General features: G+C 61.9%; 25 protein-coding genes and 1 pseudogene. All 26 read right to left on the minus strand.

What is annotated here, in order from left to right:
- Positions 1 to 3: 3 nt before the first annotated feature.
- The 26 genes and pseudogenes from QF039_RS19965 to QF039_RS20090 all read right to left on the minus strand — a co-directional run bounded on the left by QF039_RS19965 (position 4) and on the right by QF039_RS20090 (position 25,277).
- Positions 4 to 792 (minus strand): protein phosphatase CheZ, encoded by a 789-nt coding sequence (locus QF039_RS19965; RefSeq protein WP_003214538.1) that lies wholly within the window; start codon positions 790 to 792, stop codon positions 4 to 6.
- 18 nt (positions 793 to 810) lie between these two features.
- On the minus strand, positions 811 to 1,185 hold the full coding sequence (locus QF039_RS19970) for a chemotaxis response regulator CheY (protein WP_005790040.1): 375 nt from the start codon (positions 1,183 to 1,185) through the stop codon (positions 811 to 813).
- Positions 1,186 to 1,355: 170 nt separating this feature from the next.
- The gene (gene fliA / locus QF039_RS19975; RefSeq protein WP_008434817.1) at positions 1,356 to 2,096 is read right to left on the minus strand and encodes an RNA polymerase sigma factor FliA; all 741 of its coding nucleotides are present in this window, start codon (positions 2,094 to 2,096) and stop codon (positions 1,356 to 1,358) included.
- Positions 2,093 to 2,926, minus strand: coding sequence for a flagellar synthesis regulator FleN (gene fleN, locus QF039_RS19980; RefSeq protein ID WP_003192912.1), 834 nt, complete (start codon positions 2,924 to 2,926; stop codon positions 2,093 to 2,095). Before fleN ends, fliA begins: the two co-directional genes overlap by 4 nt.
- 120 nt (positions 2,927 to 3,046) lie before the next feature.
- Positions 3,047 to 4,363: a flagellar biosynthesis protein FlhF gene (gene flhF / locus QF039_RS19985; protein WP_003214543.1), complete on the minus strand. Its 1,317-nt coding sequence runs from the start codon at positions 4,361 to 4,363 to the stop codon at positions 3,047 to 3,049.
- 11 nt (positions 4,364 to 4,374) lie between these two features.
- A pseudogene (gene flhA, locus QF039_RS19990) lies at positions 4,375 to 6,490 on the minus strand (flagellar biosynthesis protein FlhA).
- A gap of 487 nt (positions 6,491 to 6,977) precedes the next feature.
- A complete protein-coding gene (flhB, locus tag QF039_RS19995; RefSeq protein ID WP_307520283.1) occupies positions 6,978 to 8,114 on the minus strand; it encodes a flagellar biosynthesis protein FlhB in 1,137 nt (378 codons plus the stop codon).
- Positions 8,115 to 8,117: 3 nt separating this feature from the next.
- The gene (fliR, locus tag QF039_RS20000) at positions 8,118 to 8,894 is read right to left on the minus strand and encodes a flagellar biosynthetic protein FliR (protein WP_003214551.1); all 777 of its coding nucleotides are present in this window, start codon (positions 8,892 to 8,894) and stop codon (positions 8,118 to 8,120) included.
- 13 nt (positions 8,895 to 8,907) lie between these two features.
- A complete protein-coding gene (fliQ, locus tag QF039_RS20005; protein ID WP_003214552.1) occupies positions 8,908 to 9,177 on the minus strand; it encodes a flagellar biosynthesis protein FliQ in 270 nt (89 codons plus the stop codon).
- Between the two features lie 3 nt (positions 9,178 to 9,180).
- The gene (gene fliP / locus QF039_RS20010) at positions 9,181 to 9,924 is read right to left on the minus strand and encodes a flagellar type III secretion system pore protein FliP (RefSeq protein WP_003214554.1); all 744 of its coding nucleotides are present in this window, start codon (positions 9,922 to 9,924) and stop codon (positions 9,181 to 9,183) included.
- A complete protein-coding gene (fliO, locus tag QF039_RS20015) occupies positions 9,924 to 10,358 on the minus strand; it encodes a flagellar biosynthetic protein FliO (protein ID WP_023659254.1) in 435 nt (144 codons plus the stop codon). Before fliO ends, fliP begins: the two co-directional genes overlap by 1 nt.
- Before the next feature lies 1 nt (position 10,359).
- Positions 10,360 to 10,827, minus strand: coding sequence for a flagellar motor switch protein FliN (gene fliN / locus QF039_RS20020; protein WP_003214557.1), 468 nt, complete (start codon positions 10,825 to 10,827; stop codon positions 10,360 to 10,362).
- A 34-nt stretch (positions 10,828 to 10,861) separates the two neighbouring features.
- Positions 10,862 to 11,830: a flagellar motor switch protein FliM gene (fliM, locus tag QF039_RS20025; protein WP_003214559.1), complete on the minus strand. Its 969-nt coding sequence runs from the start codon at positions 11,828 to 11,830 to the stop codon at positions 10,862 to 10,864.
- Positions 11,831 to 11,839: 9 nt separating this feature from the next.
- Positions 11,840 to 12,340 carry a flagellar basal body-associated protein FliL gene (gene fliL / locus QF039_RS20030; RefSeq protein ID WP_003214560.1) on the minus strand — a complete coding sequence of 167 codons (501 nt, stop codon included), beginning with the start codon at positions 12,338 to 12,340 and terminating at the stop codon, positions 11,840 to 11,842.
- A 223-nt stretch (positions 12,341 to 12,563) separates the two neighbouring features.
- Entirely contained in the window at positions 12,564 to 13,928 is a 1,365-nt protein-coding gene (locus tag QF039_RS20035) for a flagellar hook-length control protein FliK (protein ID WP_307520291.1), read from the minus strand.
- Positions 13,929 to 14,343: 415 nt separating this feature from the next.
- On the minus strand, positions 14,344 to 14,691 hold the full coding sequence (locus QF039_RS20040) for an Hpt domain-containing protein (RefSeq protein WP_003214564.1): 348 nt from the start codon (positions 14,689 to 14,691) through the stop codon (positions 14,344 to 14,346).
- 30 nt (positions 14,692 to 14,721) lie between these two features.
- The gene (locus QF039_RS20045) at positions 14,722 to 16,440 is read right to left on the minus strand and encodes a fused response regulator/phosphatase (protein WP_177049306.1); all 1,719 of its coding nucleotides are present in this window, start codon (positions 16,438 to 16,440) and stop codon (positions 14,722 to 14,724) included.
- Positions 16,437 to 16,742 carry an STAS domain-containing protein gene (locus QF039_RS20050; RefSeq protein WP_003214569.1) on the minus strand — a complete coding sequence of 102 codons (306 nt, stop codon included), beginning with the start codon at positions 16,740 to 16,742 and terminating at the stop codon, positions 16,437 to 16,439. Before QF039_RS20050 ends, QF039_RS20045 begins: the two co-directional genes overlap by 4 nt.
- Before the next feature lie 88 nt (positions 16,743 to 16,830).
- A complete protein-coding gene (fliJ, locus tag QF039_RS20055) occupies positions 16,831 to 17,280 on the minus strand; it encodes a flagellar export protein FliJ (RefSeq protein ID WP_008434833.1) in 450 nt (149 codons plus the stop codon).
- A 3-nt stretch (positions 17,281 to 17,283) separates the two neighbouring features.
- A complete protein-coding gene (fliI, locus tag QF039_RS20060; protein WP_087694334.1) occupies positions 17,284 to 18,642 on the minus strand; it encodes a flagellar protein export ATPase FliI in 1,359 nt (452 codons plus the stop codon).
- On the minus strand, positions 18,632 to 19,396 hold the full coding sequence (fliH, locus tag QF039_RS20065) for a flagellar assembly protein FliH (protein WP_008434837.1): 765 nt from the start codon (positions 19,394 to 19,396) through the stop codon (positions 18,632 to 18,634). Before fliH ends, fliI begins: the two co-directional genes overlap by 11 nt.
- A gap of 10 nt (positions 19,397 to 19,406) precedes the next feature.
- Positions 19,407 to 20,426 carry a flagellar motor switch protein FliG gene (fliG, locus tag QF039_RS20070; protein WP_003214577.1) on the minus strand — a complete coding sequence of 340 codons (1,020 nt, stop codon included), beginning with the start codon at positions 20,424 to 20,426 and terminating at the stop codon, positions 19,407 to 19,409.
- The gene (fliF, locus tag QF039_RS20075; RefSeq protein ID WP_008434839.1) at positions 20,419 to 22,194 is read right to left on the minus strand and encodes a flagellar basal-body MS-ring/collar protein FliF; all 1,776 of its coding nucleotides are present in this window, start codon (positions 22,192 to 22,194) and stop codon (positions 20,419 to 20,421) included. The genes fliG and fliF overlap by 8 nt, the downstream gene beginning before the upstream one ends.
- A gap of 14 nt (positions 22,195 to 22,208) precedes the next feature.
- Complete coding sequence (gene fliE / locus QF039_RS20080) at positions 22,209 to 22,541, minus strand: flagellar hook-basal body complex protein FliE (protein WP_003214581.1); 333 nt, start codon at positions 22,539 to 22,541, stop codon at positions 22,209 to 22,211.
- A gap of 129 nt (positions 22,542 to 22,670) precedes the next feature.
- A complete protein-coding gene (locus QF039_RS20085; protein WP_307520299.1) occupies positions 22,671 to 24,059 on the minus strand; it encodes a sigma-54 dependent transcriptional regulator in 1,389 nt (462 codons plus the stop codon).
- 6 nt (positions 24,060 to 24,065) lie between these two features.
- Positions 24,066 to 25,277 carry a PAS domain-containing sensor histidine kinase gene (locus tag QF039_RS20090; protein ID WP_043225993.1) on the minus strand — a complete coding sequence of 404 codons (1,212 nt, stop codon included), beginning with the start codon at positions 25,275 to 25,277 and terminating at the stop codon, positions 24,066 to 24,068.
- Positions 25,278 to 25,365: the final 88 nt, after the last annotated feature.

Here is a 25,365-nt window from a genome sequence, read left to right on the forward strand (position 1 = left end):
TCCTTAGAAGCCTAAACTGGACAGCAAATCGTCTACGTCGTCTTGCCCGGATACAACGTCTTCACGTTTATCGGCATGAATCTGCGGACCTTCACCCTTGGCGAGGTGTTTTTGTGGATCTTTTTCAGAAAGGATCGCTGCGCGGTCATGTTCGATGCCGGCAAACCGGTCGACCTGGCCCGCCATCAACACCAGTTTGAGCAGGTTGCTTTCCACTTCGGTGACCAGTTGGGTCACACGCTTGATCACCTGACCGGTGAGGTCCTGGTAATCCTGGGCCAGCAGAATGTCATTGAGGTTGCTGGAAACCGTGCGGTTTTCCTGCTCGCTGCGGGACAAAAAGCCCTCGACCCGACGCGCCAGCTCACGAAACTCCTCAGCGCCCACTTCCCGACGCATGAACCGGCCCCAGTCAGTGCTCAGGGCCTTGGCTTCACTGGCCATACCGTTGACCAGAGGCGTGGCGTTTTCCACCAGGTCCATGGTGCGGTTGGCCGCCGCCTCAGTCAGCCTGACCACGTAGGACAGGCGTTCGGTGGCATCCGTGATCTGCGAGATTTCCTCGGCCTGGGGCATGTGCGGGTCAATCTGAAAATTGACTATCGCACTGTGCAACTCACGGGTGAGCTTGCCCACTTCCTGGTACAGGCCGCGGTCACGGGTCTGGTTGAGCTCATGGATCAACTGCACCGCGTCGCCGAACTGGCCTCTTTCAAGGCTTTCGACGAGTTGATGAGCATGTTTTTTCAGGGTCGACTCAAAGTCGGCCTGCGATGATTCTTTATGCTCCATAGCTCCCCCGTGGCAGCATCAATGACCGATGCGTTCGAAGATCTTTTCGATCTTCTCTTTCAAGGCCAGTGCAGTGAATGGCTTGACCACGTAGCCGTTGACCCCGGCCTGGGCGGCTTCGATGATCTGTTCACGCTTGGCTTCAGCGGTCACCATCAGCACAGGCAGGCTGCGCAGTTTTTCATCAGCGCGCACGTGGCGCAGCAGATCGATACCGGTCATGCCCGGCATGTTCCAGTCCGTTACCAGAAAGTCGATGCTCCCGCTGTTGAGGATCGGAATCGCCGTAATACCGTCATCCGCCTCGACCGTGTTAGTGAACCCAAGGTCACGCAACAGGTTTTTTATGATCCGCCGCATCGTTGAGAAGTCATCAACGATGAGGATTTTCATGTTCTTGTCCAATTCGACCTCCAAGCAGTCTTAAACGCGCCCAGCACCTGGGCGCGCCATATCAATCAACAGGCGTTACACAAAAAGGACTACCGGGGGCGCACCACGGGCCAAGCCCGTCCGGGCGCAGGGCCTGGACGGTATCGTTCGCAGTGTCCCCACACTGCCTGTCAGCGCGCTCGCCACTCTCCCAAACGCCCCCGCAAGCGGGCCGCGCACTGGCTGTGTAACTGGCTGACCCGCGATTCGCTGACCCCCAGGACCTCACCGATTTCCTTGAGGTTCAGCTCTTCGTCGTAGTACAGCGCCAACACCAGTCGCTCACGCTCCGGCAAATTGGCTATCGCGTCCGCCAGCGCGCTCTGGAAGCGTTCATCTTCCAGGTCCCGTGACGGTTCGAGATGGGCACTCGCGCCGTCCTCGTGCAGCCCTTCATGTTCGCCGTCCTGTAAAAGGTCGTCGAAACTGAACAGCCGGCTGCCCAAGGTATCGTTCAAAATCCCGTAGTAATCGTCGAGACTCAATTGGAGTTCGGCCGCAACTTCATGATCTTTAGCGTCGCGACCGGTTTTTGCTTCAATTGAGCGAATTGCGTCACTCACCATCCGCGTATTGCGGTGCACTGATCGCGGCGCCCAATCACCTTTACGCACTTCATCGAGCATGGCCCCACGGATACGGATACCCGCGTATGTCTCGAAACTCGCGCCCTTGCTCGCGTCGTACTTGGTCGACACTTCAAGCAGGCCGATCATCCCGGCCTGGATCAAGTCCTCGACCTGCACGCTGGCAGGCAAGCGCGCCAGCAGGTGATAGGCAATGCGCTTGACCAGGGGCGCATAGCGCTCGATCAATTCGACTTGACTGTCACGTGCCGACTTCTTGTAAAGGTTGTAGCCGCTGGCTGTCATAGCACCGGTCCTGCGCTCGTCTGATGCACCAATCGCTCGACGAAAAACTCCAGATGCCCCCGGGGATTGGCGGGCAACGGCCAGGTATCGACCTTCTGGGCAATAGCCTTGAACGCCAATGCGCACTTCGAACGAGGGAACGCTTCATAGACCGCACGCTGCTTTTGCACGGCCTTGCGCACACACTCGTCGTAAGGAACTGCGCCAACGTATTGTAAGGCGACATCGAGGAAGCGATCCGTGACCTTGGTCAACTTGGCGAACAGATTCCGCCCTTCCTGCGGGCTTTGGGCCATGTTGGCCAGCACGCGGAAGCGGTTCATGCCGTAGTCGCGGTTGAGCAGTTTGATCAGGGCGTAGGCGTCGGTGATCGAGGTGGGTTCGTCGCACACCACCAGCAACACTTCCTGGGCTGCGCGCACGAAACTGACCACCGACTCGCCGATCCCGGCGGCGGTGTCGATCACCAGTACGTCGAGGTTGTCGCCAATGTCGCTGAACGCCTGAATGAGGCCGGCATGTTGCGCCGGACTCAGGTGCACCATGCTCTGGGTGCCGGAAGCCGCCGGCACGATGCGAATCCCGCCGGGGCCTTGCAACAGTACGTCGCGCAGCTCACAGCGGCCTTCGATGACATCGGCCAGGGTATGTTTGGGCGTCAGTCCCAGCAGAACGTCGACGTTCGCCAGCCCCAGGTCAGCATCCAGCAGCATGACGCGACGGCCAAGCTCTGCCAGGGCCAGGGACAAATTCACTGACACGTTAGTTTTTCCGACGCCACCTTTGCCGCCGGTCACCGCGATCACCTGTACGGGATGCATGCTGCCCATTTTATTTCTTTACCTTGTCTTGCTTAGACGCAGGCTACATAAGTTGGCCGCGCGAACTGCTGGCAGGCCATCGATGTAGATACTTTTCACTGTCATTTTTAAATAGAAAGCCATGATGCCTCAGCCAACTCGCTTGTTCGGGCTGTGGTAGAGGTCAGCAAACATGTCAGCCATAGCTTCCTCACTGGGTTCTTCCTGCATTTGCACGCTGACAGCCCGGCTGACCAACTGATGACGGCGCGGCAGATGCAGATCATCCGGGATCCGCGGCCCGTCGGTCAGGTAGGCGACCGGTAATTCATGACTGATTGCCAGGCTCAATACTTCGCCCAGGCTTGCCGTCTCATCCAGTTTAGTCAGGATGCAACCCGCCAGCCCGCAGCGCTTGTAGCTGTGGTAGGCGGCGGTCAATACCTGCTTCTGGCTGGTAGTGGCAAGCACCAAATAGTTTCTGGATTTGATCCCGCGCCCGGCCAGGCTTTCCAGTTGCATGCGCAGGGCCGGGTCGCTGGCTTGCAGGCCGGCGGTGTCGATCAGCACCACGCGCTTGCGCAGCAATGGGTCGAGGGCGTTGGCCAGGGACTGGCCCGGGTCGACGTGCGTCACCGGCACATTGAGGATGCGGCCCAGGGTCTTGAGTTGTTCCTGGGCGCCGATGCGGTAGCTGTCCATGCTCACCAGCGCGATGTTCTGGGCGCCGTACTTGAGCACGTAACGTGCGGCCAGCTTGGCCAGGGTGGTGGTCTTGCCCATGCCGGCCGGGCCGACCATGGCAATCACACCGCCTTCTTCCAGGGGTTCGATTTCCGGGGTGACGATCATCCGCGCCAGGTGGGCCAGGAGCATGCGCCAGGCCTGGCGAGGTTCTTCAATTTGCGTGGTCAGTTGCAGCAGGTCGCGGGACAACGGGCCGGACAGGCCGATGCGTTGCAGGCGACGCCACAGGTTGGCCTGTTGTGGCTGGCTGCCCTGCAACTGGTTCCAGGCCAGCGAACCCAACTGCACTTCCAGCAGTTCACGCAGGCCGTTGAGTTCGAAACGCATCGAGTCGAACACCCGCTGGTCTACCGCCGGCGCCGGGGCTGGCGCAGCAGGACGCGGTGGTTCAACAAAAGTCGGCTCTACCAGCGGCTCGGACGCGGTCAACGGCAGCCCGGCAAACAGCTGGCGATTGGTGGAGGCGTCGCTGTCGCCACGCATGCTCAGTTCAGCCTGGGCCGAGACAATGCGCGAAGCGGTCTTGCGCAGCTCGTCTTCCAGTTCCATGTTCGGCACGCGCGGCGCCAGGGCCGAGGGTTTGTAATCCAGGGCAGCCGTCAGCTCCACACCGCCGGCAATACGACGGTTACCGATAATCGCAGCGTCGGCGCCCAACTCATCACGTACCAGTTTCATGGCCTGACGCATATCGGCGGCGAAAAAACGCTTCACTTGCATATCCCACTACCTCAGCCGTTGGGCCCTACTGTCGCGACGATAGTCACTTGCTTATTGTCAGGAATTTCCTGGTAAGCCAATACGTGCAAATTCGGTATAGCCAGGCGTCCAAACCGCGACAACATCGCCCGGACGGGGCCAGCCACCAGCAGGATCACCGGATGGCCTTCCATTTCCTGGCGCTGCGCGGCCTCGATCAACGAACGCTGCAGCTTCTCTGCCATGCTTGGCTCCAGCAACACGCCCTCATCAGCGCCCTGCCCAGCCTTCTGAATACTATTGAGCAATATTTGTTCCAACCTTGGTTCCAAGGTGATAACAGGCAGCTCGGAGTCAAGCCCTACAATGCTTTGGACGATTGCACGCGACAATCCGACGCGCACTGCGGCCACCAGGGCGGCAGTATCTTGACTCTTGGCGGCATTGTTGGCGATAGCTTCGGCAATGCTGCGAATGTCCCGCACCGGCACCTGCTCGGCCAACAGCGCTTGCAGCACCTTGAGCAGTTGCGAGGTGGACAGCACACCCGGTACCAGCTCTTCGGCGAGTTTTGGCGAGGCCTTGGCCAGCAATTGCAAGAGTTGCTGGACTTCTTCGTGGCCAATCAGCTCGTGGGAGTGCTTGTACAGAATCTGGTTGAGGTGGGTGGCGACCACAGTGCTGGCGTCGACCACGGTGTAGCCCAGCGACTGCGCCTGGCTGCGCTGGCTGATTTCGATCCATACCGCTTCCAGGCCAAAAGCCGGATCTTTGGCGGTAATCCCGTTGAGGCTGCCAAACACCTGGCCCGGGTTGATCGCCAGTTCGCGGTCCGGGTAGATCTCGGCCTCGGCCAGAATCACCCCCATCAGGGTCAGGCGGTAGGCGCTCGGGGCCAGGTCGAGGTTGTCGCGAATGTGCACGGTGGGCATCAGGAAGCCCAGGTCCTGGGACAACTTCTTGCGCACACCCTTGATCCGCGCCAGCAATTGCCCGCCCTGGTTGCGATCCACCAGGGGAATCAGGCGGTAGCCGACTTCCAGGCCGATCATGTCGATCGGGGTCACGTCGTCCCAGCCCAGTTCCTTGGTTTCCAGGGCGCGGGCCGGCGATGGCAGCAGCTCCTGCTGGCGCGCCACTTCCTGCTGGGCAATCACCTTGATGTTGTTTTGTTTTTTCCAGAACAGGTAGGCACCGCCGGCGGCCATGGCGGCCATGCTCAGGAACGAGACATGGGGCATGCCCGGCACGATGCCCATGATCGCCATGATGCCTGCCGCCACCGCCAGCGCCTTGGGCGAGGCAAACATCTGCCGGGCTGATCTGCTTGCCCATGTCTTCGGAGCCCGAAGCACGGGTCACCATGATCGCCGCAGCTGTAGATAACAACAGTGATGGCAATTGCGCCACTAAACCGTCACCGATGGTCAGCAGGGCGTAAACCTTGCCGGCGTCGCCGAAGGTCATGCCGTGCTGGAAGATGCCGACCGCCATGCCGCCGATCAGGTTGATAAACAGAATCAACAGGCCGGCGATGGCGTCGCCGCGCACGAATTTGCTGGCACCGTCCATGGAACCGTAGAACTCGGCTTCCTGGGCGACTTCAAGGCGACGGGCCTTGGCCTGGTTCTGGTCGATCAGGCCGGCGTTGAGGTCGGCGTCGATCGCCATCTGCTTGCCGGGCATCGCGTCGAGGGTAAAACGCGCGCTCACCTCGGAAATCCGCCCGGCGCCCTTGGTCACGACCACGAAGTTGATGATCATCAAGATCGCAAAAACCACGATACCGACCACGTAGTTACCGCCGATCACCACCTCGCCGAAGGCCTGGATCACCTTGCCCGCGGCGGCGTGGCCGTCCTGGCCGTGGAGCATCACCACCCGGGTGGAAGCCACGTTAAGCGCGAGCCGCAGCAGGGTGGCGATCAGCAGGATGGTCGGGAATACCGCGAAATCCAGCGGCCGCAGGGCGTATACGCACACCAGCAATACGACGACCGACAGCGCAATGTTGAAGGTGAAGAACACATCCAGCAGGAACGGCGGCATCGGCAACATCATCATTGCCAGCATCACCAGCAACAACAACGGCACACCCAGATTGCCTCGCGAGAGGTCAGTCAGGGTGCCACGGGCCGTGCTGAGCATTTGAGAGCGATCCACCGGTATTCCTCGTTTCCTTGAAGCAAACTTTTGACGCCGGGAAGCGTCCTGGAGGCGGTATTGCAAGAAGCCTTCCAACTTTTGCTTGAGGAAGCAGATCGGTCTCACGGACAGCGAAGGGCTACCGCCGTACACACATCACCTGTGGCGAGGGAGCTTGCTCCCGCTGGGCTGCGCAGCAGCCCCGGAACGGCTTGCGCGCTTTGCCTGAATCACCGCGGTAGCTTTATTGGGGGCGCTTCGCACCCCAGCGGGAGCAAGCTCCCTCGCCACGCTGATTGAGGTAGCGCCCTCGCCCGCGACTTACACGGTGCGAGATGCAATTGCGGGAACGCTCAGGAGTTTTTTTTGCCTGGACGGACGCCATCGCGGGCAAGCCCGGCTCCCACAGTTGACCGAGTTGGCCGGGAGAATGCGATCAAATGTGGGAGCCGGGCTTGCCCGCGATGAGGCCAGCAGAGGCGCTACAAAATCAGGAATCCCGACGCAAATCCGGTGGAATCGGCAGGTCTTTGAGCGGATCCGGCCGCTTGCCCTTGCCCGCCCGGTACTGGCGGATCTGATACACGTACGCCAACACCTGAGCCACCGCCAGATACAACCCGGCCGGAATTTCCTGGTCCAGGTCGGTGGAGTAGAAGATCGACCGCGCCAACTCCGGCGATTCCAGCAGCAGGATGTCATTGGCGACCGCAATCTCGCGGATTTTCAACGCCGTGAAATCACTGCCCCTGGCCAGCAACATCGGCGCCCCACCCTTCTCCGGGTCGTACTTGAGCGCCACGGCGTAGTGGGTCGGGTTGGTGATGACCACATCGGCATCGGGCACCGAGGCCATCATCTTGCGCTGGGACATCTCGCGCTGCAGCTGGCGAATCCGCTGCTTGACCTCGGGCCGGCCTTCCTGGTCCTTGTGCTCGTCGCGCACTTCCTGCTTGGTCATCAGCAGTTTCTTGTGGCTTTCCCACAGCTGGATCGGCGCATCCACCGCAGCAATGATGATCAGCCCGCAGGCCATCCACAGCGAACTCCAGCCCACCACTTGCACACTGTGGATGATCGCCAGCTCGATCGGCTCATGGGCGATGCGCAGCAGGTCGTCGATGTCGGACGACAACACCGTCAACGCCACAAACAGGATCAGGATGAACTTGGCCAAGGCCTTGAGCAGTTCCACCAGGGCCTTGGTGGAAAACATCCGCTTGAGCCCGGCCGCCGGGTTCATCCGGCTGAATTTGGGCGCCAGGCTGCCGGCGGCAAACAGCCAGCCGCCGAGGGAAATCGGGCCGATCAGGGCCGCCAGCAACAAGGTGATGAGGATCGGCTGCACCGCGAGGATCGCGATCTTGCCCGAGTGCAGCAGGTACAAGCCCATGGCGCCCGGGCTCAGCAGCACGTCGCGGGGCAGGGAGAAATTCAGGCGCATCAACTCCATCAGGTCCAGGGCCAGGCCACCGCCGTAGATCAGCAGGCCGCCGGAACCGGCGAGCATGATCGCCAGGGTGTTGAGCTCTTTGGAGCGGGCAATCTCGCCCTTTTCCCGGGAGTCCTTTTTACGTTTCTCCGTGGGGTCTTCTGTCTTGTCCTGGCCACTCTCGCTCTCGGCCATGGCTTACCGCGCCCGCGCCAAGTCACGTAAAAACTGCAAGGCGTCGGTCGCCAGCGGTTGATACTGATTGAGAATGTCAGCCATGCCGACCCAGAAAATCCCCATGCCCAGCACCAGGGTCAACGGGAAACCGATGGAGAAGATGTTCAACTGCGGCGCCGCCCGGGTCATCACGCCAAAGGCGATGTTGACCACCAGCAGCGCAGTGATCGCCGGCAATACCAGCAGCAGGGATGCACCGAGCACCCAGCTCAAGCGCCCCACAAGCTCCCAGAAATGATTGACCACCAACCCGCTGCCCACCGGCAAGGTGGTGAAGCTTTCGGTCATCACCTCGAACACCACCAGGTGGCCGTTCATGGCCAGGAACAGCAAGGTCACCAGCATCGTCAGGAATTGCCCGATCACCGCCACCGACACGCCGTTGGTAGGGTCGACCATGGACGCGAAGCCCATGCCCATCTGGATCGAGATGATCTGCCCGGCGATCACGAAGGCCTGGAAGAACAGCGTCAAGGAGAAGCCCAGCAAGGCGCCGATGATGATTTGCTCGGCGATCAGCATCATTGCACTGAGGTCCAGGGCATTCACCGGTGGCATCGGCGGCAAGCCCGGCACGATCACCACGGTGATCGCCACTGCGAAATACAGGCGGATGCGCCGTGGTACCAGGGTGGTGCCGAACACCGGCATGGTCATCAGCACGGCCGTGACCCGGAACAACGGCAGGATGAACGAGGCCACCCAGGTGCTGATCTGGGTGTCGGTCAAGGCCAGCATCGAATTCACGGGGTCAGCCGATCAACTGCGGAATACTGCCGTACAACTGCAGGATGTACTCCATGAAGGTTTGCACCAGCCACGGGCCGGCGACGATCAGGGTGATCAGCATCACCAGCAGGCGCGGCAAAAAGCTCAGGGTCTGTTCGTTGATCTGGGTCGCGGCCTGGAACATCGCCACCAACAGGCCCACCAACAGGCTCGGCACCACCAGCACGGCGACCATCATGGTGGTCAGCCACAGGGCTTCGCGAAACAGGTCGACTGCTACTTCTGGCGTCATGGCCTACACCCCACCGAAACTGCCGGCCAGGGTGCCGATAATCAGCGCCCACCCGTCCACCAACACAAACAGCATGATCTTGAACGGCAACGAAATGATCAGCGGCGACAGCATCATCATACCCATGGCCATCAGCACACTCGCCACGACGAGGTCGATGATCAGGAACGGAATGAAGATCATGAAGCCGATCTGGAACGCGGTCTTCAACTCCGAGGTCACGAACGCCGGCACCAGGATGGTCAGCGGCGCCATGTCGGGGCTGGCGATGTCGGTACGCTTGGACAACCGCACAAACAACTCAAGATCGCTGGAGCGCGTCTGCGACAGCATGAAATCCTTGATCGGGCCCTGGGCCTTGTCGATCGCATCCTGGGCGGTCATTTTCTCCGCCAGGTACGGTTGCAGGGCTTGCTGGTTCACCTTGTCGAACACCGGCGCCATGATGAACAGCGTCAGGAACAGCGCCATGCCGGTGAGGATCTGGTTCGACGGCGTCTGTTGCAAGCCGAGGGCCTGACGCAGGATCGAGAACACGATGATGATGCGGGTGAAGCTGGTCATCAGCATCACGAACGCGGGGATGAAGCTCAGCGCGGTCATGATCAGCAGGATCTGCAGGCTGACCGAATACTCCTGCGCGCCCGCCGCGTTAGTGCCCAGGGTGATCGCCGGGATCGACAACGGGTCTGCTGCGTACGCCAGCGGCGCTGCCAGCAACAGCATGAGCGTCAATAAAACGCGCATTACTTCTTATCCTTCTGATCCTTGCCCAGCAACTCCATGAGGCGCTGGGCGAATTCCGGCGTGGCCGCTTGGGTCTGGGCCACTTCCACAGGCGACTTGAGCACGTGCAACGGGGTGATGCGACCGGGGGTGATGCCCAGCAGGATCTGCTCGTCGCCGACCTGCACCAGCACCAGCCTGTCCCGCGGGCCAAGGGCGCGTGAACCCACCAGCTCGATGACCTGGGCATTGCCCGGGCCGATGCGCTGCACGCGGCGCAGCACCCAGGCGAGCACGAAGATCAGCCCCACCACCAGCAACAACCCCAGCACCAACTGGGTGAGTTGCCCGCCCACACCGCTGCCAAGCGCCGGCGCAGCCGCCTGGGCAACCGGTTCTGCTGCCATTACGCTCAAGGGCAGCGTCGATAACAGTCCTACCAATGAGCGCTTCATATCAACGCAACTTCTTGATGCGTTCGCTCGGGCTGATCACGTCGGTCAGGCGGATGCCGAACTTCTCGTTGACCACCACCACTTCGCCATGGGCGATCAGCGTGCCGTTGACCAGCACGTCCAGCGGCTCGCCGGCCAGGCGGTCCAGCTCGATCACCGACCCCTGGTTGAGCTGCAGCAGGTTGCGGATGTTGATTTCGGTGCTGCCGACTTCCATGGAGATCGACACCGGAATGTCGAGGATCACGTCCAGGTTCGGACCGTCGAGGGTCACCGGGTCATTGTTCTTCGGCACGCTGCCGAACTCTTCCATGGGAAGGCGGTTGCCGACCGGTGCAGTGGCCGCATCGGCCGCCAGCAGTGCATCGATATCGTCCTGGCCGACATCGCCGGTTTCTTCCAGGGCAGCCGCCCACTCGTCAGCCAGGGCCTGGTCTTCGGCGGAAGTGTTTTCGTGTTCGGTAGCCATTACATGTCCTCGGCGGAGCAGAAATTAAGGTGGATCAGCGACGGTTGATCGGTTCGATCACTTGCAACGCCAGGTTGCCTTTGTGAGAACCGAGCTTGACCTTGAACGACGGCACGCCGTTGGCGCGCATGATCAGTTCTTCCGGCAGGTCGACGGGAATCACATCCCCCGGCTGCATGTGCAAAATATCCCGCAAACGCAGCTGGCGACGGGCCACGGTGGCGCTCAGGGGTACGTCGACGTCCAGCAGGTCTTCGCGCAGGGCTTTCACCCAGCGTTCGTCCTGGTCGTCGAGGTCGGACTGGAAACCGGCATCGAGCATCTCGCGCACCGGCTCGATCATCGAGTACGGCATGGTCACGTGCAGGTCGCCGCCGCCGCCATCGAGTTCGATGTGGAAGGTGGAGACCACAATGGCTTCGCTGGGGCCGACGATGTTGGCCATGGCCGGGTTCACTTCCGAGTTGATGTACTCGAAATTGACTTCCATGATCGCCTGCCAGGCTTCCTTCAAGTCGATGAAGGCCTGCTCCAGCACCATGCGCACCACCCGCAACTCGGTCGGGGTGAATTCACGGCCTTCGATCTTGGCGTGACGGCCATCGCCGCCGAAGAAGTTGTCCACCAGCTTGAACACCAGCTTGGCGTCGAGGATGAACAGCGCGGTGCCGCGCAGCGGCTTGATCTTCACCAGGTTGAGGCTGGTGGGCACGTACAGCGAGTGCACGTACTCACCGAACTTCATCACCTGCACGCCGCCCACTGCCACGTCCGCCGAGCGGCGCAGCATGTTGAACATGCTGATACGGGTGTAACGGGCAAAACGCTCGTTGATCATTTCCAGGGTCGGCATGCGTCCACGGACGATGCGATCCTGGCTGGTCAGGTCGTAGCTTTTGACGCTGCCGGGCTCGGCAGCCATTTCGGTCTGTACCAGACCATCGTCGACGCCATGGAGCAGCGCATCGATTTCATCCTGGGACAGCAGGTCCTGCACGGCCATGTCGTGATCCTACTGCAATACGAAATTAGTGAAGAGCACCTGCTCGATCACAGGTTTGCCGACTTCCTTCTGGGCCACTTCCTGCACGCTGGCAGTGACCTTCTGGCGCAGCATTTCCTGGCCCACCGGGGTGGCGAGGGTGTCGAAGGGTTGGGCGGAAAACAGCATCACCAGGTTGTTGCGGATCACTGGCATGTGCACCTTGAGGGCATCCAGGTCTGCCTGGTTACGCGCCAGCAGGGTAATGCTCACCTGCAGGTAGCGTTGACGGCCGTTCTGATTGAAGTTGGCGACAAACGCCGGCAGCATCGGCTCGAAGATTGCCGGTTGCTTGACGTTGGGGTTGACCTCGGCCGTGGCGGCCGGTTTGCTCTGGGCACTGTGCATAAAGTACCAGGTAGCCCCCACGGACAAGCCGATCGCCAGCAACAAGGCCAGGACAATCAGCAGGATAAGCTTGAGCTTGCCCTTGCCTGCGGGTGCTTTTGCTGCGTCGTCGCTCTTCGCCATGCCAATAATCCGTCACTATTCTGGGATTCATAGTTCTGGGGAAAGGCAAGAGCAAGTGTTATGCCAGAGTTGTCAGTTCGGTCACGGTTTCGCCGACACTGCAAAACCAATGTGGGAGCGGGCTTGCTCGCGAAAGCGGTGGATCAGCACCTGTAACGGTGACTGACACTCCGTATTCGCGAGCAAGCCCGCTCCCACATTTTGATCATCGCCAGGCCTCGGATCAGGCGTAGTAGTCCACGGCACTGGAGCCAATCACCGACTGCACCACCGGCGCGGCCACTTCAGCCACCTCACCGATACCGCCGCCATCAACCCCATCACCCCGCCCGCCACTGCCGCTGACGCCGCGAGCCTGGTTCTGCTGTTGCTGGTCCTGCTGCCCCTGCCAGCCACGGGACTGGTCCGACACGTTGACGTCGACCTGGCCCATGCCCTGCTGGGCAAACATCTCCCGCAGGCGGCCCGACTGGCTTTCCAGGGCTTCACGCACCACCGCATGGCCGCTCATGAAGGTGACTTGCGCCTGCTGGTCGGCGGACATCTTCACGCTGATGTCCAGGCGACCCAGTTCAGCGGGCTGCAACTGGATCTCTGCCGACTTGAGGTTGGCGCTGGACAGGTACATGACCCGATTCACCACCTCATCGGTCCAGCCACTCTGGTGCATGGCCAATGGCGCGTTGGCCACCGGCGGCAGGGCATTCGCAGTTTTCGGCGTGGCAGCCTGGGTCAGCGCGGCGAGGCGGTTGGCGAAGTCATCGACACGGGTGTCGCTGCTGGCGTCCTTCAAATCCTTGAGGCCGCCGTCGATCAGACCGGCAAAGGCTTTGTCGCCGCCCTGGTCGGTGCTGTCCTTGGACGCTTGCTGGTCGACCATATTGGCCAGGCCTGTGACGAAGTTTTGCGCGGCGGTCGGCTGATCCTGGGTCGGGGCCGGGGCGGTTTTTGCCGGGGCCTGGCTACTGGCGGACACGTGTCCGCCCTGTTCCATGGCCAGGCGCACGGCGGGCATTGCATCCAGCGGATCGGCCTCGGGGTCGAAGGCGGCCTTGGCGTCGTCGGTCGCGGCAATCGGTGGCGCCACGACTGGCTGGTTCTTGTCATCCTTCGCGGTGGCTGGCGCCGGGGTCTCGACGGGCGCCGGCGTAGCGGGGACGGGGACAGGGACTACCGCGGCTATCAGCGCCGGGTCTACGGCGGGGTCGACCGGAGGTTGCTGGGCCAGGGACGGATCGTCTGCCGGGGCATCGTCGTCTGACTTGGCGGTGGTGTCCGGGGTGTCCGCCTTGGCCGGCGGGTTGGCAGGCAAAGTCTTGCCGTTATCGGCAACCGATGGCGTACCGGCGGCAGGCTTGTCGTTGTTGGCGACGGGCTTGGGGCTGTTGTCCGCAGGCTTGTCGCGGGTGGATTTGATGGGGGTGTCGACAGGTTTTGCCGCAGGCGCAGGGGCCTGGTTGGCGAACACCTGAGCGAAGCCCGGGGCCTTGTCCCGCGGGTTCGCAGCCACTGCCGGTGGATTGGCAGCGGGCGCTTGAGGCTTGGCCGCAAGGGCTGCCTGAAGGAGCGAATTCGGGGTGATTGCCATAGTCAAGAGTCTCCGCCGCACAGGGGTCGAGGGTGCGGTAACAGGAGGTAGAGCAAGAGTTGGGCCAGGTTTTGGTTTAAGGGTGTATATCCGTTATTTGGGTGATGGCTTGTATGGGGTCTTGAGTGTTGAAGAGCAAAAGCAACAGCCAAATCAGAAGCGGGCACGGTCCAAATGTGGGAGCGGGCTTGCTCGCGAAGGTCGTTAACGATGACGCGGGCATTCTGGATGAACGCGGCGCTCTCAGGTTTTTCGCGAGCAAGCCCGCTCCCACAGAAAAGCAGCTCTGCTTTCGCTCTGGTTTTTGATGGGGCAGAGCGCTTTGGTTACTGTGCCTCTTATGCAAAGTGACTCGCTGCAAGAGCGAAACCATAAGCCGCCGTTACCGAAGAAACGGATATACACACCAAAAGCGTCAGAGCTGAAACCGCCCCCGCTCATGCTCATACAACGGCCGCACCAGCGCGAATTCATGGTCAATCTCATCCACCAACTGCGCCAAATCCGCAACCACAGGCTTGGCGGACTTATCCTCGAGCAACTGACAAAGCTCAGCCAACCGCACCGCCCCAAGATTACCGCTACTCCCCTTAAAGCTATGCGCAATCCGCCCAAGCGCCTTGGCATCATCCCGAGCCCGGCGCAACGCCTCTACCCGCTTTTGCGAGTCATCGAGAAAAGTGTCGAGCAGCTTCGGATACTCGCCCTCCATGACCTCCTGCAAGCCAGTCAGCACATCGGGGTCCAGATGAATCTCTGCCACTTGTTCGCTCCTTGATCAAGAATCGGCGGATTATGCCAGAGCCTTCCATGAAAACTCCACGCACACACACCGCCCGCCGTCAGACCAGCCTACATCGCTGCTCAACTGGCGCACCAGGCTCAATCCCCTACCAGACAGACGGTCAACATCCAGCGGCCTGGCCAGCACCTTATCCACATCAAACCCGGCCCCACTGTCCTCGATCCGCAGCGTCAGACACCCCCCCTCCCCGGTCGGCACCACATCCAGGTGCACCCGCACATACCCGCTATCCAACCGCGCCAGCCGCTCATTACGCTCGCGGTAATACGCAGCAAACCCCTGTGCATCCCGCTTGAGCCGCGAATCCAGCCCCAGCACACCATGTTCAAGCGCATTGGAATACAACTCTGCCATCACGCTGTACAACGCCCCGCTCTGCTCCCGCAGCCCATGAATCTCCAACAGCAACTGCAACAAATACGGCAAAGGGTTGTAGGACTTGAGCGTCTCGGCACGAAACTCAAAACTTACCGACCAATCCAGCGGCGACGACTGCCCACTGTCGGAATACACCACCGACGACGAACGCAACGGCTCATCCGCCTGCAGGCTGATCTCCACCATGCTGATGTCATCGCGCACCTCACCGCGAAAACCCGCCAGGGCCTGTTCGATCTCCTCGAACAACCGGTCCGGCTCGCGATTGGCCGCAAACACCTGCTGCAACCGCTCGGCGCCAAACAACTGTTCATGGGCATCGGCGGTATCCAGCACACCATCCGACAGCAAAAACACTCGGTCACCCAGCGCCATCGGCCAGACTTCAGTGCGGTCATCAAACGCATCGGCCGCCAGCACGCCCAATGGCAAATGCCGCGACACCAGCGGCGTACGCTTGCCGGTGGTGACGTCATGCACGTAGCCGTCGGGCATGCCGCCATTCCACACTTCCACCACCCGTCGCTGGGCGCTGAGGCACAGCAAGGTGGCACAACAGAACATGTCCACCGGCAGGATGCGCTTGAGCTTGGCGTTCATCTCCCGCAGGGTTTGCGCCAATCCGTAGCCCTTGGCAGTCATGCCGTAGAACACTTCCGCCAGGGGCATGGCGCCGACCGCCGCCGGCAAACCGTGGCCGGTAAAGTCCCCCAGCAGCACATGCATATCGCCCGACGGCGTGTAGGCGGCCAACAGCAAATCGCCGTTGAACAGCGCGTAGGGCGACTGCACATAACGAATATTCGGCGCGGCGTTGATGCAGCCCGAGTGGGCCACCTTGTCGAACACCGCCTTGGCCACTCGCTGCTCCTGCAGCAGGTAGTCGTGGTGCCGGGCGATCAGGTCGCGTTGCTGCAACACCGTGGCCTGCAAGCGGCGCAGGCGGTCCATGGCGTTGATCTTCGCCGCGAGGATCACCTGGTTATAGGGTTTGGCCAGGAAGTCGTCACCCCCGGCATCCAGGCACTGGGCCAGGGCTTCGCTCTCGCGCAGGGAGGTGAGGAAGATGATCGGCACCAGCGCCTCTCCCGCCCGCTGCTTGATCTGGCGGGCCGCCTCGAAGCCGTCCATCACCGGCATCAGGGCGTCCATCAACACCAACTGCGGCCGTTCACGGGTAAACACATCGACCGCTTCCTGGCCGTTACTGGCGGTCAGCACCTGGTGGCCCTGGCGGCGCACGATGGTCGACAGCAACAACAGGTCGGCGGCGCTGTCTTCGGCGATCAACACCGTCAGCGCCTCGAGGACCGGGGCCAGGACGCTCAAGTGAGGTCGAACAGTTTGTCGAAGTTGGAAATGGCCAGGATCTTGCGCACATCGGAGTTGGCGTTGACCACCTGCACTTCGGCATTGTCGCCTCCGGCATGGTCACGCAACAGCAGGAGCATGCCCAGGGCCGAGCTGTCCATGTAGGTGGTTTCCTTCAAGTCCACCACGTAGATCTCGGGCACCTTGTAGAACCGCTCGTAGGCATCACGAAAGGCCTGGTGGCTACCGAAATCGAATCGCCCCCTGACGGTGATCGTCAACTTCGTCCCGTCCAGGGACACTTCTGATTCGACTGACATACGACTGCTTCCTTGTCATTGGCAATGTGCAACAAGGTGTAGCAGGTGATAGGGAAGTGGGCAAATCCATGTAGGAGCGAGGGCGTGGTTAATAGGGGTTTTGGCGGGGAAGACGCTGGGACAATTCATCCAGCAATTTCTGCTCGCGCTTGTCTTCCAGTGCACGGGCTTCGTCGATGTAGCGCTGCACCAGTTTGCGCAGGCCTTCGACCCGGGCATAGGCCTGTTGCCAGCTGTCGCGGGCCTTGTCGACGTTGGCCTGGTGCCAGGCCAGGCTCTGGCGCTGCTGGCCGACGGCGGTTTCCAACTGGTTGAGAAAGCCCTGGTAGCCCATCAGCCACTGCCCGGAGACGCCCTTGCTGCCACGCTCGATCCACTGCTGCTGATACTCGCCGCGAAAGCGCTCCAGATCCCCCAGCTTGCTTTCCGCCAGGCGAACCTGGCCCTGGAAGTACCCCAGGCGCTGGACGGCGGTCTTTTCAGCTTTTTCGGCCATGTCCACTACCGGGGCAAGGCGCGCGGCGCGAGTGTTGGCCATGGTTTATCCGCCCGGCGCCGGCGCGAAGATGGTGCCCAGGTGTGCCTCGCTTTCACCCATGCTGATCTTGTCGTTGAGGCCCTGGCGCAGGTACGTCACCAGTTGCGGTTGCAGGGCAATCGCCAGGTCGGTCTCGCGATCGCCGCCGGCCACGTAGGCGCCGACGCTGATCAGGTCGCGGCTCTGTTGATAACGCGACCACAGTTGCTTGAACTGCTGCGCGCGCATCATGTGCTCCGGGGTGACCACCGACGGCATCACCCGGCTGATGGAGGCTTCGATGTCGATGGCCGGGTAGTGCCCTTCTTCGGCCAGGCGCCGGGACAGCACGATGTGCCCGTCGAGCACGCCCCGCGCCGAGTCGGCAATCGGGTCCTGCTGGTCATCGCCCTCGGAGAGTACGGTGTAGAACGCAGTGATCGAACCACCACCGGCTTCGGCGTTACCGGCACGCTCCACCAGCTTGGGCAGCTTGGCGAACACTGACGGCGGATAGCCCTTGGTGGCCGGCGGCTCGCCGATGGCCAGGGCGATTTCCCGCTGGGCCTGGGCGAAACGGGTCAGGGAGTCCATCAGCAGCAGGACGTTCTTGCCCTTGTCGCGAAAATATTCGGCGATGCGTGTGCAGTACATCGCGGCGCGCAGGCGCATCAGCGGCGCGTCATCCGCCGGTGAGGCCACCACGACCGAACGCTTGAGGCCTTCTTCGCCGAGGCTGTGCTCGATGAACTCCTTCACCTCCCGGCCCCGCTCGCCGATCAGCCCGACCACGATGATGTCGGCCTCGGTAAAGCGCGTCATCATCCCCAGCAGCACCGACTTACCGACGCCGGTACCGGCGAAGAGGCCCAGGCGCTGGCCGCGGCCCACCGTCAATAAACCGTTGATGCTGCGAATGCCCACGTCCAGCGGCACGCTGATGGGGTTGCGCTTGAGCGGGTTGATGGTCGGGCCGTCCATCGGCACCCAGTCTTCGGCCTTCATCCCACCCTTGCCGTCGAGGGCGCGCCCGGCGCCATCCAGCACGCGGCCGAGCATGCTCATGCCCATCGGCAGGCGGCCGGTGTCGGCCAGCGGCACCACGCGAGCGCCGGGGGCAATGCCGGCAACGCTGCCGACGGGCATCAGGAATACTTTGCTGCCGGAGAACCCCATCACTTCGGCTTCGACCTGCACCGGGTGGTAGCTGTCGTCGTTGATCACCATGCAGCGGCTGCCCATGGCGGCGCGCAGGCCTTCGGCTTCCAGGGTCAGGCCGACCATGCGCAGCAGCCGGCCCTCCAGGATCGGCTGGCCGGGCAACTCGGTGACTTCGGCATAGCCACCCAGGCGCTTGGCGAAGCTGGTGCGGTCAAGGCGCATCGGGGGTGTCCAGCTCGACGCTCAAGTCCGGCTCTGCCGGGTGCAGCGCCTGCTCGTGCAACTGATCGAACAGCTTGGCCATGATCTGCGTGATGCGCGTCTCCACCGTGGCATCGATGCGGCTGTGCTCGGTCTCGACCCGGCAACCACCGGGCAGCAGCGCGGCGTCTTCGACGATGCGCCAGGTTTCTTCATGGCGCTCGCGCAGGGCTTTGACCTGTTCGAAATCCTGCGGGTTGATGTACAGCCGCACGTTGCCGACGCCCAGGGGCAGCAGCTTGAGGGCTTCGCGCATCACGCTTTCGATTTGCGTGGAGTCCAGGGCCAATTCGCGCTGAATCACCTGGCGGGTGATGTGCTCCACCAGCCCGACCATGGCTTTTTCAATCTGCGAGTCCTGCTCGGCGATGGGCTCGAACAGGCTGCCCATCAGGGTTTCCAGGCTGGCCAGCTTGACGCTCAGCGCGGCCTCGGCTTCCTGGCGGACCTTGAGAGTGGTGCTGCGAAAACCGTCCTTCTCGCCGGTGGAGAAACCTTCGTTGTAGGCTTCCTGGCGAATGCTTTCGAGCTCTTCCAGGGTCAGTGGCTGGACTTCCTCCAGCGGCACTTCTTCCATCTCGGCCGGGGGTTCTTCTACCGGCTCCGGCTCAGGCTCCGGGCGATGCGGGTCGAAACTGGGCAGCGACCAGACGTCGAACCCTCCGACGTCCCGTGCGCGAATCAGATCGCTGGGCGTCTCATCTTTGTTCGACATGCGCGGCGCCTTAAATCATTTCTTCGCCGCCCTTCCCACCGAGAACGATTTCTCCGGCTTCGGCCATACGGCGGGCAATGGTGAGGATTTCCTTCTGTGCAGTTTCCACGTCGCTGACGCGCACCGGGCCCTTGGCCTCGAGGTCGTCGCGCAACAGTTCGGAAGCCCGCTTGGACATGTTCTTGAAGATCTTTTCCTTGACGCCTTCGTCGGAGCCCTTGAGCGCCAGCACCAGCACGTCGGAGGACACTTCCCGCAGCAACGCCTGGATGCCACGGTCGTCGACGTCAGAGAGGTTGTTGAACACGAACATGAGGTCTTCGATCTGCACCGACAGGCTGTCGTCGATCTCGCGGATCGAGTCCATCAACTGGCCTTCCACCGAGCTGTCGAGGAAGTTCATGATGTCGGCCGCACGCTTGATGCCGCCCAGGGTGGTGCGCGAAGCGTTGGAATTGCCCGAGAACTGCTTCTCGAGAATCGTGTTCAGTTCTTTCAGCGCCGCTGGCTGCACGGTGTTCAACGACGAGACACGCAGGATGATATCCAGGCGCACCTTATGGTCGAAGTGGCCGAGCACTTCACCGGCCTGGTCGGGGTCGAGATACGCCACCACGATCGCCTGGATTTGCGGGTGTTCGTAGCGGATCACATCGGCCACGGCCCGCGGTTCCATCCACTTCAGGCTGTCGAGGCCGCTGGTGTTGCCACCCAGCAGGATGCGGTCGATCAGGCCGTTGGCCTTGTCTTCGCCCAGGGCCGAGGTGAGCATCTTGCGAATGTAGCTGTCGGAGCCGACGCCCAGGCTGGTCTGGTCGCCGACGATCTCGACGAACTCGCTCATCACCTGCTCGACTTGCTCGCGGTGCACATTGCGCATTTGCGCCATGGCCACGCCGACACGCTGAACCTCTTTGGGCCCCATGTGGCGCAGCACTTGGGCGGCGTCGGTTTCTCCGAGGGACAGCAACAGCACGGCGGCTTTGTCGACCCGGGAGAGTTTGGCTACTGCAGCTCGGCTATCACTCATCTGCGTTAATCCACTCTTTCACGACCTGGGCCACACGACCCGGGTCTTCGGCCACCAGGCTCTTGATTGCGTTCAACTGAGCGTCATAACCCTCGCTCGGGCTCGGCAACAGAATGCTTTGCGGGCCACCGAGGCTCACGCGGTCGTTGGCCAGTTCGCCATCGAGGCCACCCATGCCACCCAGTTCGACGTCGCCGCCGGCCAGGGCCAGTTGCTTCTTGCCGTGGCCGGTGATGTTGTTGAGCACCGGGCGCAGTACGCCGAACACCAGCAACAGGATGAACAACACCCCCAGCACTTGCTTGACGATGTCCCAGAACCACGGCTGAGTATAGAACGCTGCCTCGGCGATGACTTCGCCACGCTCGGCGGAGAACGGCATGTTGATCACGCTGACGCTGTCGCCACGGCTGGCATCGAAGCCCACCGCGTCCTGCACCAGGCGAGTGAAGCGCGCCAATTCATCGGCGCTCCATGGGGCGCGGGTAATGGCGCCGTCTGCGGCATTGACCTTGACCTGGTCATCCACCACCACCGACACCGACAGGCGATTGATCCGGCCCTGTTGCTGCTTGGTGTGGCTGATGGAACGATCAAGCTCGAAGTTCTTGGTGGACTGGTTGCGCTTGTCGGCCGGGTACGGCGCGAGCATGGGCTGGCCGGTGGCCGGATCCATGATCTGCTGGCCGTTGGCGTCCAGCAGCGGCTGGCCAGGCTGCACCGCGCCTGCGGTAGCGGCAGCGCCACCGGTGGTTTGCGGCGCAGTGGCCGGGGTGGGTGGCTGGTTGCTCAGGGCACCCGGCACGCCTTGCGGGCCATTGCTGGCGGTACGTTGTTCGGTGGTCGATTGCTCGCTGCGCAGGGCCGGCTGGTCCGGGTTGAACTGCTCGGAGGTCGATTCGACGGCGCTGAAGTCGACGTCGGCAGACACTTCAGCCTTGTAGCGATCATTGCCCAACACCGGTTGCAGGATGTTGTGCACCCGCTGGGTCAGCATGCTTTCCATACGGCGGCTGTAGTCGAACTGCTTGCCGGCCATGGTCAGCGAAGAGTTTTCCGCGAGGTCCGACAGCAAGTTGCCCTTCTGGTCGACTACGGTGATCTGCGACTTGCTCAATTCAGGAACGCTGGTGGCCACCAGGTTGATGATCGCCAATACCTGGCCAGGCTCAAGAGAGCGGCCGGCAAAGAGTTCGACCAGTACCGAGGCGCTGGGCTTGCGTTCATCACGCACGAACACCGAGCTTTTCGGAATCGCCAGGTGCACGCGGGCGCCCTTGACGTTGTTCAGGGCGGAGATGGTGCGCGCCAGTTCGCCTTCCAGGCCGCGACGGTAGCGGGTGGCTTCCATGAACTGGCTGGTCCCCAGGCCCTGGTCCTTGTCGAGGATTTCAAAGCCGATATTCGCGTCGGACGGGGTTACGCCGGCAGCCGCCAGTTTCATCCGCGCACGGGCCACATCGTCGGCCTTGACCAACAGGGCGCCGGAATTCGGTTCGACGGTGTAGCTGATGTCTGCCGCCGCCAGGGTTTCCATGATCTGCTTGGAATCCATGCCGGCCAGGCTGCCGTACAACGGACGGTAATCCGGTTGCTGGGACCACAGCACCACGGCAAAACCAATCGCCACGCTGGCAGCCAGGCCGACCATCAGGCCTACCTGACGCAACATGGTCATCTCGGAGAGGTTTTCCAGGAACGACAGGCCAAACAGCGGCGGCTTGCCGTCTGCCTTGGCGGGTGCGTTATCCACGAGTGCTTCTGCCATGACTCAAATCGTCCTTAAACCGGCATCTGCATGATGTCTTGATAGGCTTGAACCAGTTTGTTGCGCACCTGGGTCAAGGCCTGGAATGAAACGCTGGCTTTTTGCGAGGCGACCATCACGTCGGTGAGGTCCACGCCGCTCTTGCCGATCTCGAAGGCGGTCGCCAACTGATTGGATGCCTGCTGGGTGTCGCTGACTTTGTTGATGGCCTGGCCGAGCATGTCGGCAAAGCTGCTCTGGCCCAATTCCGGTACGGCTTGCGCGGCGGATTTCGGTTGAGCCATGGCATCCATTTGCATGGACCGCATATCCAACATCAACCGATTGAACTCAACACCTTGGCTCATGAACTTTCTCTCCGACGACCCGCAATTTTTTGACACTACACAGCGATTACAGGGGTGGTAGCAACAAGGGTGCCAGCTCCGTGGCATTCTGTAAGAAAAGGCGACTGGCCCTGTCGGCTTTGAGAATTTTCAGGTGGCGTAGAGATAGGCTTCCACGTCCATCCCGGCGTCACGCATCTGCGCCAGCTTGTAGCGCAGGGTGCGCGGGCTGATGCCCAGGCGCTCGGCGGCTTCTTTGCGGCGCCCGCGCTCGGAGCGCAGGGTGTCGATGATCATCTGGAATTCCCGGCGACGCAGGTCATCGCCCAGGGCGCCGGCGGATTCGGTAGGCACGGCTTCGACCTGTGGCGCGGCAGCCAGGCTCGGCTGCGGCGCTGCGCCCGCGCCCGCGCCCATGGCCAGGCAGAAATCCTGGGGCTGGATCAGGCCGCCCTGCTGCAAAATCAACGCACGCTGGATCGCATTGTCCAGTTCCCGCACGTTGCCGGGCCACGGGTAACTGATCAGACAGGCCTGGGCCTCGGCCGACAGGCGCGCCTGGGCATGCTTCATTTTATTGACGTGCTTGCCCAGCAGGCGCTCGGCCAGCGGGATGATGTCGGCCGGGCGCTCGCGCAACGGGCGCCAGGCCAACGGGAACACCGAGAGCCGGTAGAACAGGTCCTCACGGAAGCGCCCCGCCGCCACTTCGCCTGCCAGGTCGCGGTTGGTGGTGGCGACCACACGGATGTCCAGCTGGATCGGCTTGCGTGCGCCCACCCGTTCCACTTCGCGCTCCTGCAATACCCGCAGCAACTTGGCTTGCAGGCCCAGGGGCATTTCGGAGATTTCGTCGAGCAGGATGGTGCCGCCGTCAGCCTGTTCGAACTTGCCGGCCTGCGCCGCGATGGCGCCGGTGAACGAGCCCTTCTCATGGCCGAACAAGGTGGCTTCGAGCATGTTGTCGGGAATGGCCGCGCAGTTGATCGCAATGAACGGCTGGCTGGCACGATGGGATTGCTGGTGGATGTAGCGCGCCAGTACTTCCTTGCCGGTACCGGACTCGCCGGAGATCAGCACGGTGGAATCGCTGCGGGCAACACGGGCCGCCAGTTCCAGCAATTGCGCGCTGGCCGGTTCGAAGGCAATCGGACCTTCACCCTCGGCAGCGCCCAGGGTGCCAAGGGCATGCCGGGCGACCAGTTCGATCAAGGCTTTGGGTTCGAAGGGCTTGACCAGGTAATCCGCAGCGCCCTGGCGCATGGCGTCGACGGCACGCTCGACGGCGCCGTGGGCGGTCATCAGCAGCACCGGCAGTTGCGGCTGGCGCGCACGCAACAGGCCGAGCAACTGGTGTCCGTCCATGCCCGGCATATTGACGTCGCTGACCACCAGGCTGAAAGACTCCTGCTCCACCGCGTCCAGGGCTTCTTCGGCAGAACCGACCGCCCGATAGTCATGGCCCGCCAGCAACAGCGTGTCAGCCAATGCTTCACGCAGGGCGCGATCGTCTTCAACCAATAAAACCTTGATAGCCATGACCTTTTACTCCGCGCTGACGGCGCATGAAAACAGCGGCAGCGTGATCAACGCGCACGTGCCACGACCCAACCGGGAATGCAGCTGCAATTCTCCCTGATGTGCACGGGCGACTGCCTTGACCACGGTCAGGCCCAGGCCGGTCCCGTTGGTCTTGGTGGTAAAAAAAGGCTCGCCGAGGCGCTGCAGCACCACCGGGTCAATCCCGCTGCCGCTGTCGCTGATGCTCAGGCGCAGGGTGTCGCCACGGTTGTACAGGTGCACCTTGAGCCGCGCCCCGGGGCCGCTGGCCTGGGTCGCGTTTTCGATCAGGTTGAGCAGCGCGCCCACCAGGGTGTCGCGGTTGCACAGCAACTCGCCGTAATGGCTGTCGCACTGCCAACGGACTGACGCTTCCTGGATATGAGTGGCGGCCGCCGCTTGCAGGGACTGCATCAAGGCGGCCGGGGTGACGCGATCGGTCAGCGGCAATTCGCCGCGGGCAAACACCAGCATGTCGCGCACCTGATGCTCCAGTTCGTGCAGGCGCTCCTTGAGGCGGCCGGCAAAACGCTGGTGGGTGGCGGCGGGCAATTGCTCATCAGTCAAATGACTGGCGTAAATCAGCGCGGCCGACAATGGCGTACGAATCTGGTGGGCCAGGGAAGCGACCATTCGCCCCAAAGACGACAGGCGCTCATGGCGGGCCAACTGGTCTTGCAGGTGCCGGGTTTCAGTCAGGTCGTTGAGCAATACCAACTGGCCGGGCTCGGCATCCAGGGAACGCGTGGCGATGGACAGGCGGCGCCCATCCTTGAGGGAAATTTCGTGGCCGTCGTCTTCCCGCGGGGCAAAGCAGCGGGTGATGACCTCACGCCACAGTTCGCCCTCCAGCGGCAGGCCAAGCATGTTGCAGGCCGCCGGGTTGGCTTCACGCACACGACCCTGCTCGTCGATGACGATCACGCCACCGGGCAACAGGTCGAGGAGGTTTTGCAGACGGTTGGCCAGTCGCTCTTTCTCGGCCAGCTCTTCCATGCGCTGGGCACTGACCACGGCCAACTCGCCTTTAAGCTCGGAAACCCGGGCTTCCAGCAGGCTGTAGGAGTCAGTCAACTGGCTCGACATCTGGTTGAACAGGGAAAAAGCCTGTTCAAGCCCCAGACGGCTGATCTGCTCTACGGAGGGGGCCGGCCCCTGAGTGTCAGGGACCGAAGATAGTTGGGCGGCGTGGGGCATCATGCTCTCTCGCTTGGCTGACCGTCAGTTAAACGGAACGTTGCGAGTGCTGTAGCAATACCCGTGCCTAAAAAAATAGGCTTAGTTT

Origin of the sequence: Pseudomonas sp. W2I6 (genome assembly GCF_030815935.1) — a bacterium.
Lineage (GTDB): Bacteria > Pseudomonadota > Gammaproteobacteria > Pseudomonadales > Pseudomonadaceae > Aquipseudomonas.